This is a genomic window from Paenibacillus aestuarii (assembly GCF_027789125.1).
In the GTDB taxonomy this organism is placed as follows: Bacteria; Bacillota; Bacilli; order Paenibacillales; family NBRC-103111; genus Paenibacillus_E; species Paenibacillus_E aestuarii.
This window is the reverse complement of sequence record NZ_JAQFVF010000069.1, coordinates 39,663-51,730: the sequence shown is the minus strand read 5'-3', so window position 1 is coordinate 51,730 and position 12,068 is coordinate 39,663. Positions and strand designations below refer to the sequence as shown.

Here is a 12,068-nt window from a genome sequence, read left to right as displayed (position 1 = left end):
TCGTCAAAACGCAAACTTGACCATTAAAATCTAAAAAATGCCGATAATAACCTCGTATGGAGATCGAATGATCAGCTTCTTGCTTGCAGCCAGGTAGACCAGACATGCGTGCTTGCCGACCACCGGACTTCCTGAGTGCAGCAAGGCCTGAACTTGCTTTCTTAAATAGTACGGCGAATATTAATCGTAATGATCAAATATTTAGCCCTGCTGATGCCACAATTTAAGCATTAGCTTCGGACAACCGACTGCCATATTCTTCTATTTTTTTGATATTCATGCTGTCGTTATTAATGATAATAATCAATTCTTTGCGCTTGTAGCGCTGATTCCGGAAATTATGCAAAATGTTCATGAAAAAATCGGGATGATTCGTGCATGTGAAAATGAACACACCTGGACCCGGCATGAGCTTTCCCTCCGCTCGTTTCCTTCTGCCTACTTCCTTTCAAGTATTAGATTCATATTGAGGCAAATCGGATTGGTCAGCGTTCGACGCGAAGAACTAACAAAAACAGGCTCAAGCCCGTGAAGGCCTGAACCTGTCTTTATTTAACGAACATCTAACATACGGCTAATGATCGCTGCAGCTTCTTCCCTTGAAATTTTCGCCTCAGGACGAAGCGTACCATCCGGATAACCGCTGATCACGCCAAGCTTCACCAGCTTGTCCACATAAGGCATAGCCCACTTCGGAACATCTGCTTCATCCGAAAATGCCAGGCTGGCGCCACTGCTCTCCCCGGCGGATTGGCCCTCAAGCATGCGCCCGATGATTGCAATAGCCTCTGCCCGGGTAATCGGCACCGTTGGATCCAAATGCAGCTGGCCATCCCTCTCCGTGCCCCCTAACCAGCCATGATTGATGGCTGAAGCCAGATAAGGCTTCGCCCACGCTGCCACCTCATCGCGATCAGCAAAATCAGCAGACAGCTCGCCAGTTGCAGCAACTGAAGCAGCAGCCGCAACGCCAACGGAGATTTTAGCAAATTCCTGCCTGGTGATAGCCCGCTCCGGTTCAAATGCCAATGCATCGCCGGACTGAACGCCGTTCACGGCGCCGATCGAAGCCAAGCGGTAAACCTGATCTTGCGACCAACGGTCATGCATGTCTGCGAACAGCGGCAAATCAGCATTGTACAGCAAGGCGAACTTGCTGAAATGCGGCAGCTGGGCCGTAATGGTTCCCGCTATCAGGTCTAACCGCCCGCCGACATACTCCCATCGCTTCATCTGCTCATTGTACCAATAAATCGCTGCCCGGTTTGGATCGGGCAGCTCCTCCAAATTGAAGCGGATCGTGAGCTCAGCCGGTTTCTGAAGTGTAGTAGGCGGGTCGAATTTGAATTCGTAGATATCACCGATGACCTTTAAGCCGCCATACTCATATTTTTGAGGCGATCTCACCGCTCCGACGCCAAGCCCGACACGAGCTTGCAGAGGCTGAGCAGGAATACGAAGAACGGCTCGATCCCGAATCTTGACTATACTTTCCTGATTCGTCGTCAGCTCGGCAGAAGTAATAAAATCTACATCCTGCTCCTGCTCGATCAGGCGTTTCAATATATTCTGCAGCGTGTGATCGACTTGGCCGCCAGTTTGCTGCTGCGAGTCCTCGCTGCCGCCAGGCGTGTTATTACCAGGCGCCACGTACCAGTCGTCGTAATTGATAGGCGGAGAGTCCGGGGCTCCTGCCGGCTTGCCGACATTCACAATGAACGTATCCTCGAAGGCAAAGTCGCCGGTTACAGAATAGGAAGCCTTGATGACCATTTGACCCTCATAAGCGGCGTGAACGCGTCCTTGCTCGGAGATGGATCCGTTCGTATCGCCGTATAATACGCTCCAGGATACACTTCCAGGATCCATCACGAACGATTTGCCATCCTTGTCCGTTCCGACCAATTCAAAGATTTGCTCACTGCCAGCCGGCATCTCCAGCTCACCGTTTGCCGGCAGCCCGCCGACCGGTCGAAGCTTCACACCGGACAGCTCACTTACCGTACCGTTCACCGCATCCGTGTTCAGCACGGATTCGTTGCCGGCGGCATCCTTGGCTACGATGACGATTGCTTTGGATAGCAATCCTTCCATCGGCAGCGATGCCTCAAAGCCCCCTCCTGCTTGAACGGGAGCCGGCTCGGCGTTAACGGTCACCGAGCTGCCCGGCTCCGCAACGCCCTTGACCAGCACGTTAGGCTGATCGGAGACGATGCGCGCGCTCTCGACTTTCAAATCGGGAGCCGTTGTATCGGAAGTCACGCTGACGCTCGTCATCGTGCGATCTCCGCTGCTGTTCGTCGATAGGAGTTGAATGACATTTTCGCCTTCAATCAGCGGTATCGTTTGTGTCCATTCGCCGCCTGATCTTGTACCGACCTTGGCGTTATTGACGAGCAGTTCGCTCGTCACCGCTTGATCGGCGTGCATGCGCAGCTGAAAGCTGCTCTCATTCACGAGATAGGTTGTTTTTCCGTTTTGCGAATACGTATTCGTTACCGGCTCGTTACTCGACTTGAGGACAGTCAACTCAACATTAGCCGGCTGTGGCTGAGGCAGCACCATAGCGGCAGTGACAACCGGCTCACTGTAGACCTTAGCGCCGTTTACCAGCTTATATGCGCCGATCGAGGCTTTATAAGCGGTTCCAGGCAGCATGCCTACCTTCTCACCGGCTTCATTGTTCACCGTGCCGCCGATGTTGGCATTGGTCGTATCGCCGGCAATTTCAATAACGCCCAGGCTGGGAATCGCACTGCCTTGCTCGTCCAGAACCTGAACGGTATAGCCGTCAACAGGCTGTGATTCCTTCCAGGAAAGATGGAACAAACCATTCCCTGCAGGCGCCAGGTTGACTGCCGATGGCGATGCAGGCTGGTACGGATTCACAATGGCAACCGATTGACCGCTGTATTTGCTGCTCAAATTCGTCGAGCCGGATGCCGTGGACAGTACCGCTTTCACATAATATGTTCCACTCGGTGTCGTATCCGGCAGCGTAATTTGCGCTGTGCCATCAGCAACATGAATATCCTTCGCCAGCAGTGTACCGGGATCATTCACATTATTGGAAGCCAGGAATAAGGCAACCTTTTCATCCGATGTATGATCACCCTGCCAGTTGACCGTCAATTGATTAGCGGACGTTTGCTGCACATCTACGTTCGATAAGGCCGGTGGCACTGTGACTTGCTCCAGTGTCCACTCCAGCTCGCGATCGGAAGTAAGACTCCAATTACCAGCCTTTGGCTGCTTCATAGAAATGAGCACACTTTGTTCAATTTCACCTGACGCAGATTCATCGGCGGCTACTTGTTGAATATCGTAGTTCTCGCCTTGAACAAGCGGATAGATTTGGCCGTCAGGATCCTGGACCTGAAGCTGGGTTGGATCGCCTGTGTATTTCACTTCCACTAGCGCCATCTCCTGCTGGGCGGGCACCGGAATCGTATAGACGTTCGGGCTGGCAGCCCGCAGCATCCGCGACTTGGTTTGCGGCAGGTTGCTCCTTGGGCCGGATGTCGCAAGTGTACTCATATTCGTCCCGAAGCTCATCGTTCCGGTAACGCTGCCCGCTTCATCGTAATACGTCTGCTCAATGAAGCCTTCGGCTTTCTGATTTGTCTGATCTGTTGGAGCCTGCTCTGCTGATGCAGCCGTGACCTCCATGCTTCTGGCTTTGAGCAAGCTGGCATGCTTACCGATTTTGATTTCTGGCGTTTTATCGCCCCATTCATAGGCAAAGCCCCATGGAATTCCGATAAATTCAACGGTGCCGGCAATTTTCTCGGTACTGATTACCCCTTCTGCAGACGCCAGAACGAGTCCGCGAGGCAATCTCAACTGCACGTTGCCGCCACCTGCCAAATAGACAGGCCCGAGCTTGCCATGCGCCTCGGGATCATAACGAAATACCGCGTAAACCTCACCTGTTATGATGTTTTTCAGGTTTATTTTGGCTCCCGCTTTGAGCTCCACGCCAAACTGGGTCATCGAGTCCTTCAGCAGCAAGCTCCCATAAATTTCCTCGAAGATCGGAATGCCCAGCACTTCGAACGCGCCGGAGAATTCCACACCGCGCATCGACAAGCCGATGGTCGCATCGTCAGCCTTGAACACTTTCCCGACGCTAAGTCCACCGATCACTTCCAACTTCAATGGCGGTAAGAAGTTATAATTGCCCATTAGCGTATCGTAGACGTTATAAAAGCCGCCACCGCCTTTCGTAATATACGCCACCGGCGCAACTGGAATTAGCGGGATTCCCGGCTCGCCGCCGACGACAAACCGGAAGTTGTCGACAATCGGAAAGTTCGTGTCGGTTAAGCGCAGCGTCAGCATACCGTTCACTTCGACGACCTTAAATTGGACATTCGCTTCAATCTCATATTTTTTCGCAAACGTATCTACACGCACGATCCCATCAGCGCCTAGATCCAAGCCCTGGAACAGATTTTTCGGCAGCGCCGCTTCCCCTTCTGCACGAAGTCCGAGAAAGCCGAACTTTCCGGCTGGACCGAAGGCGTCGGGTGTCTGCCTGATGCCAAATTTGGCTTCATCGAGATCGACAGACACGAGCACGGAGCTTGCGCCGTCATCTTCCCCTTCGTTCAAGTTTTCGGATGTATCTTGATCGTTCTGGTTGTTATTCGAATTCGAGCCGTCTCCCTCTCCGTCTTTCGCTTTCGCTGGGCCCGGCTCAAAATCTAAGGCAAGACGTCCGCTAAACGAAACGCTTTCCGTACCGATGACAGCTTTATTGATGCTCAGCTGAAACCAGGCCAGTCGCTGGACGACAGATAACCCTTTCAACACGTCCCAGTCAATTTCAATGCGCTCTTGCTCCTGCGGTTCCTCCTTCGCCAGACTCGAGTCGTCTGTCTCTTCAAGCACATACTTATGACCGTCAAGCATTTCAATACCGAAAGGACCGTAAGCAAACTTGAAGTTAGGAATCGAAAGCGCCCCGTTCCCTTTGATGTTAATATAGTCCGCATCGTGAGCGCTGTCTCGTGCGCTTTTTTGAACAGTAATCTTTTGCGAGGCATCTCCGAAAATAGCAGTCAGCATATCGGTCGTGTCATGTCGAATAATCGAATTGATGGTACCTCCGCGATCGATCTCGTACACGACCTTGCCTTGCTCTCCCGTTTGTGCGCGGATCGAGCCTCGAAACTCCAGCAGCAAAGCTTGATTTCCACCGCTTCGCTCATATTGCATTTTCAAGTCTGCAAGCTCCGCTTCACTTTTTACCGGAACAAGACTGTACGTCTGCGACTCGTTTTCGTTCATATGATCCCCGACGACCAGCAAAATGCCGTAGTCTTTGGACTTATAGGTTTTGTCGTTCGTAAATTCAATCTTTTTCTCAAACGTTTTCCCGCCGGCTGTCAGCCTTACCGTATAGGAGCCAACCTCAACCTTATGCTGCTTCCAAAGCTCGTTCGTTAAATTCAACAGCACTTTGATTTGCTTATCGTCCTGAACGGAAACATCCGAGCTCGGTACAGCTACGCTGGCTTGATCCCGGTCGCGGATCAACTGCACATTCCAGCCGGACGAGCCTTTCAACAGTTCAAAGCCCGAGCCTTGTAACGTGAGTGAAGGCCGGTCATCTTGCGTGTACAGCTTCTTCGGAAAAGCCTCCATCAGCTGCATGCTCGGAATTTCGCCGGTCAGTGCAGGGAGCACGACGAAGGAAGCTTGAATGCTCTCCTCCCCTCCGGCCGCTTGGGCAATGACTTGATAAGGTGCTGCTTTATAGGCAAGCTGCGGCTTCGGTTTCACCTTCCAGACGACCGTTCTCGTTTCACCGATCTTCATGCTGCCAGCCGGTTTGGTGATCGTCTCGCCCGCCGCCAGCTCCAATTCGGCCGGAAGACCAAGCGTCACGTTGACGCCGTCCATCGCGACCGAGCGGTCCAGTGCGTTATCAATATCGACGCGAATCTCAAACTGCTCTTCTTTATAACCGTTGCGGTCATCCGTCAGCGTTAACTGCTTCGGCGCGCCAACTTCGAGCCGATAGGTCGCTTCTTTTTTCGAGGTGAAGAAGTTTCCAAGACCGTAATACGTTTCAAATTCAGCCTCGCCACCGGGCGCAATGCTGGATGGATCCCAATATAAGGCGACTGCGCTATCCGCAGAGCCGTACGCGTTAAGCTTACTTGTAAAATCCAGCAGCGGATTGACCGTATAATCCCATTTTGTCTGCGAAATACCGTCCCAATGGGCGATAATCATCTGGTCCGGCGCTTTGTTGCCCCACCCCTGCATGAAGCCGTAAGACATGACCTTGGGATTGATCGGGTTGTCCGTCGCGCTCCAATAATAAGGCATCTGGCCTTTAATCAATTTCTCATTGCGGATATACTCCCCGCCGCCGGCAATCGAGATCGGGGAAGCATCCTGTGCGCCCAGCATCGTGTCCAGCAAAATGCGTGAACCGACGCTTTGCGCTTGCTGCGTCGTGTTCTTCACTTTATAGGAAATTTTCATATTTCCTGCGTTGGGATTCGTCGGATCGTCGATAAGCGTCAGCGTCTGGGTAATATCCAAGCCCTCGACGTTCCATACGGACTTATTCGTTAACCCTTGATTTGCCGGAGCGGCTGTGAAGCTCCCATTCATTCCGAGGAACCCATAGTTGTTGCCGAAAATGACATCCTTGCCATTAATCCGAAACGTCGTAAACGACGTCTCGGGCAGCTTGTCACGGAACAGCAGCGGTTTGTTATCGTCGCCGGCTCGAAGCGGTGAGCCCACCTTCGTATTCACACTGAATCTTCCGGTTTGTTGATCGACGCTCACTTCCATAAACGAATTGGCAACTGTAAGCGGAGTAAGCTCCGCTTGAACCGCCAGCGCCAGTCCGCTCCCAGCTGGGAACAATAGGACGAAAACTAATAAAATATACGATATTTTTCTCCAACTATTTATCATCACTCACACCCCTAAGCCGTTTGCTTCGGCAATATGTACACGTGAATGAGCTTCATTTGCCGCTCTTGATCCTGGATTAACAGCGTGTAATACCCGTAATCCGTGATCGGTAATATTCCGTTTGATACGAGATTGGCGTTCATTTTGAAATCCCCCATATACTTTGGACCGCGCAGCCATTTGACGACGCTTGCGCCTTGCTTGCCGAACAGCGACAACTGGATGGCATCGCCATAGACGACGACATCTGTATCCTGCACCTTGACCGAATTCACATATACGGTGAAATCTGTCGGTGCGATGACGGCAGCTTTGCGTATGACCGTAGCTTCGTTGCCTGCCTGATCTGTTACCTTGTAGGTCACGGCATATTCGCCCGGCACGCCCGGGTTGATCGTGTTTTGAATGACCGTGATCTTCGCCGTCATGTCTCCGTCGGTATTGTCCGAAGCTGTGACATCCTCAAGCGGATTCACTGTACCGCCAGCCTGAACGAGCAGTTGATCGCCGCCGATAAAGTGAAGAATTGGCGCTTCACGGTCAATATTGCTGACATCGACGCGCAGCGAGTATTTATTGCCTAAGGCATCGACAGCCTCGATCCAACGAGTGCCATTGGCCGTAAACGTCAGCTTATTGCCGGTAATGCCGGTATACGTCAGCGGCTGGTCGGATGTCAGCGTGACAGTCACATCATTTTTGGTAGGCTTCACTTCACTGAATGTGGCTGTAACTTTGGCTTTCGTTTTATTGATGTTGTTCACGGATGCCGTTATTTCGGTCAAATTCCCAACTTGATCTTGAATATAAAAGGTAAAAGTTCCATTTTCCTTGAACACAACCTGCTTAGCCCGATTGTTGTTCAGGACGTAAAACGGTTCGTTCGCATCGACAGTTACAATCACATCGTCTTTGGTCGGCGCCATCGTGCTGTAAGTCAACTTCGGTACCGGCGGCGTCCGGTCAATCAGATTGACGGACGCCTTGATAGTGCTCTGGTTGCCTGCGCGGTCCGCAATCACGAACGTATACGTACCGTTAGCCGTAAAATCGTAGTTGATGCTGCCGCCATTGCCGATCACCGTAAACGGCTCGTCCGCCACGACAGTCGCGCGTACATCCGATCTTGTCATCACAGTTTCCGAGTATTGAATGGCAGCGACCGGCGGCGTTTTATCGATGCGATCGACTGTTGCCGTCAGTTCGCCCTGGTTGCCGGCAGCGTCTTGAAAGACGAAGGTATGCGTACCGTTACTCGTAAACGTAACCTGAGTGCCTCCGCTGCTGACAAGCTGCACCTGCTCGCCGGAGTTATCGACAGCCGTAAGCGTAGCGACGACATCTTGGTTCGTCCAGCCGGATTGGCTGTAAGCAATCGATGCGCTTGGCGCCTCCCGATCGATGTAGGTAACCGCTGCCTCGATCTCGCCCTCATTCCCTGCCGCATCCCGGTATTCGAACAGGAACGTGCCGTTGTTCGTAAACGTATGGCGCGTGCTGCCGCCATTGTTCGTCACGATAACCTGTGAGCTGTCCGTAAAGGAAATATCAACGTTCACGTCTTGATTTGTCCATCCAGTTTGGCTGTAGGACAGCGCAGCGACTGGCGCCTCTTTGTCCATATTGTTCACGGTTGCCGTCCTGGTGGCGATATTCCCCGCTTCATCGCGGAATTCAAAGGTGAACGATCCATTATCAGTAAACGTGTACGTCGGGCTTCCATTATTATTTAGAATCGTCACGGTCCCGTTCTTGTCATCTTCAGTCATAAGCATGACGGTCACGTCCTGATTGGTTGGTGCTGTCGTACTGTAAATGAGCTCACCAGTCGGTGGAATCATGTCGATGTTATCAATGCTTACTTGCTCACTGCTTGTCAGTCCCGTACTCACATTGCGCACCTTATACTGCAGCGTGCCGTTCGTCATAAATTCATAGACAGCGCCGCTCACAGTCTGACTGACGCCGTACCCGTCGCCTGTTGGCGAGAGATCGAAAAGCTCGCGTTCCGGATCACCTGACGCATCAATCGTCACGCGTACAGGTCCATTCGTCGGTCCATGAGGTGACAACGTGACTTCCGCCGAAGGAAGACTGCGGTCAATCCAATTGACAATCGCTTTGGCAGTTCCCATGTTGCCCGCCGCATCTTTAAATTCGAATTGAAACTCGCCGTTGTCTGTAAACACATGCTCCTTCTTCCCTTGGCTCGTGTTCGTCACCGTTACCGGTTCGTCCGTTGTCAGTGTTGCGGTTACATTGTTTGCCGTCAAACCGGCAGGGTTGTACGTAATCGTGCCGACAGGGCTCGTGTTATCCAGCAAGAACGGGTTGCTGCACAGCGTCGCTATATTGCCTGCAGCGTCCGTAACTTTCACCCATAGGTACCACGTTCCGGTCACACCGTTTTTCTCAGCGATGTGGTTAGCCCCTAATGGCGACCATACAGTCGGCACTGTGGTGCCTGAAGTCGACCATGCATGCGCGAACGACAAGTCACTTACAGGCGCGCCCGTATCCGTCGCATAGACAGCCGTGCTTACGGATTTTGCGGCTGGGGAGCCGTTCGTGCCAAGCGTGATGACCGGCTTCGTCTTATCGATCCAGGTCACGGTTGCCGTCGCCGTGTTCACATTGCCGGCTTGATCTTTGAAATTGAACGTATAGCTTCCATTTGTCTGGAACTGATAACTCAAGCCTGTAAGTCCGTCCACCGTGATATTCTCTACGGCTGTCACGTTATCGGCAGCGGTCAAAGTCGCGGTTACCGGCTGATTCGTCCAGGAAGCCGCACTATAGGTAATGCCTGTCAGTGTCGGCTTCGTAATATCGTAGGTGACCGTATCCGCATAAGTCGTACTAATATTGCCCGCAGCATCCTTGTACTGTACGGCTATTGTACGCACGCCCTGCGTTGCGGAAATTATCATCGTTTTGCTGGAAACAAACGTCTCCCAACTCCCCCACGCGCCTCCATCGACTGCAAATCTCATCTGATCGACAGACCCTTGCAGGTCGGCAGCGGTTAATTGAAGCGGCACTGTCGTCACGTTGGTGAATTTCTTGGGAACCGTGATCGCTCCCGTAGGCAGCGCGTTATCCAGCTTGTACGGACCACCGGTGGCAAGCGTCCAGTTGCCGGCTTCATCGTAGACCTTCGTATGTATATAAAAAATACCCGTTTTATCCGCAATCGAAAGCGTTCGGCTCGTGGAGCTGCTCCACGTCGAATCGTCGCCATTCGTTGCGGCTTGATCCGAAACGATATACTTGATCACAAAATTGGCGACATTCGTCGTAATGTTATCCGATATATTCAAATCCGTAGATACCGTTTTACTGTAGAGCGAAGTGCTCGGAACTGTGAATGAAACGGACGGCTTCGTATTATCGAGCACGAAGCCCTGCGTCGTCTTGGCATAGCCGATGTTGCCGGCGCTGTCCAACGTTTTGATATGCAAAAATTGCGTACCGTTCGCGCCTGCCGGAGAAGTCAGCGTAGCGCTTTTGCTCGTCAGTGAGCCGCTGCCGTCAAAAAACAGCTGCCATCCGACATCACCTGCTGCCGGCGTATTCACGTTGTCCGACCAAAGGGAGTACGCTTGACTTAACGTTCCTGTAGCTTCCGACAAGGTGACGCCAACTTGGCGGGAACTGCTGGGCACGCTATTGCCTTGTGTCGTGAAGGAAACGGTTGGCGCTGTTTTATCAATGATGAAGACGAGGCTGTCCTGCGTCTTCACATTGTTGAGGTTGTCTGTAGCTGTAAGCTTAAGCGTATATTTGCCTTCGGCCGTGTTAGGAACCGTCAGCGTACCGCCCGTTATGCTCCCTGCACCCGTGGAATACGATACGCCGTCCTTCAACCATTCATAGCTAACCTGCTTTAAGCCGGAATGTGCATCCGACACGGTGTATGTCACGGTATGGCTTAATTTGGCATCTCCGGACATCGGACTGATCGTGACGGCCGGCGCCTGATTATCGTAATTAAAAGGCCCTGCCGTTTTAATTGTCGTGTTCCCGGCAAGGTCTACAGCTTTGGCGTGCAAATAGTACGCCCCAGTGCCTGTCGGCTCTACAGGAGCGGCACCGTTTACCAGACTGCCGGTAATGCCCGAGGCTGCCGGAGGCGTTGCGCTTTGCGTCCAGACAAAAAATAAGCTGGTGTCGGCGGTCGATGGTGTATCAGCAGTGGTTATCGTTACGCCATGACTCTTTTTGTAAGTCGTATCCGACTGCATGCCAAAAGTGATCGTAGGGGCGGTCTTGTCTAAGTAAAACGGCCCTTTCGTCTGAATGACTTCATGACCGACAACGTCGACCGCCCGCGCATGAAGGTAATACATACCGGGAGCAGTCGGGTCGGCTGCGGCGGTCCCGCTGGTTATCGCCGTATTAATTGCTGCAGCTGCCGGCGCTGCCGATGTTTGCGTCCACGTGTAATACATGTTGACATTTTCATTCACCGGCAGGTCGTTAGATGTCAGCGTAATATTGAACGCGTTCTTATAGCTCGAATCGGTCGGCAGATTACCGAACGTGATGGTCGGCGCTGTATTGTCGATATAGACAGGAGCCGGGATCAGGCTGTTGAAATAAGCGACGTTATTCATCGACGTTCCGTCCGTGAAATACGTCGTCGCATTGGCCCCATTCGGCCATAGTGGCGCAGGGATCGAGGTACCGTTCGACGGACCGCAGCTATCCGGACCGCTCTGGAACGTTATAGGGCCGGAGGGCATGTCCGCCGTAATGCCTCTGGCATAAACAGGCGCCGAGTAGCCTTCGTATACGGCATCATACAAATAAATCCAGTCCTGCTTGCCATTCAGTAATACGGGTACCGTTGATTCCATACTGCATTTCACGGTAGGATTGGAGGATTCGAAGGCGACAGCCAGCTTGATCGTCTGGCCATCGGTAAAAAAATACTTGCCGTTAACCGGCTGAACAGTACCGTTTGCTGAGCTGATCGTGATCGAAGTAGGCTGTTTCACTGCCCCAGCCGGTTGCAGGGTCGCCGCCAGGAGCGTAGTTGGATATGGGAGAGCTGTACTTACGAGTAGCAGCGCCGTCGATATTGCTGTAACGAGTTTTTTCATAGGACCTCCTTTAATCGGCAT

General features: G+C 52.3%; 3 protein-coding genes. All 3 read right to left on the bottom strand.

The features are described 5' to 3' along the window. Nucleotides 1–223: 223 nt before the first annotated feature. Nucleotides 224–409: a hypothetical protein gene (locus O9139_RS24585; RefSeq protein ID WP_270884400.1), complete on the bottom strand. Its 186-nt coding sequence runs from the start codon at nucleotides 407–409 to the stop codon at nucleotides 224–226. Between the two features lie 143 nt (nucleotides 410–552). Next, the gene (locus O9139_RS24580; RefSeq protein WP_270884399.1) at nucleotides 553–6,942 is read right to left on the bottom strand and encodes an S-layer homology domain-containing protein; all 6,390 of its coding nucleotides are present in this window, start codon (nucleotides 6,940–6,942) and stop codon (nucleotides 553–555) included. Between the two features lie 11 nt (nucleotides 6,943–6,953). Further along, entirely contained in the window at nucleotides 6,954–12,047 is a 5,094-nt protein-coding gene (locus O9139_RS24575) for an Ig-like domain repeat protein (RefSeq protein WP_270884398.1), read from the bottom strand. Between the last annotated feature and the right edge of the window lie 21 nt (nucleotides 12,048–12,068).

Bases quoted from the DNA above. Each gene is read 5' to 3' on its own strand.
- O9139_RS24585 (WP_270884400.1), bottom strand. From the start codon at position 409: ATGCCGGGTCCAGGTGTGTTCATTTTCACATGCACGAATCATCCCGAT.
- O9139_RS24580 (WP_270884399.1), bottom strand. From the start codon at position 6,942: ATGATAAATAGTTGGAGAAAAATATCGTATATTTTATTAGTTTTCGTC.
- O9139_RS24575 (WP_270884398.1), bottom strand. From the start codon at position 12,047: ATGAAAAAACTCGTTACAGCAATATCGACGGCGCTGCTACTCGTAAGT.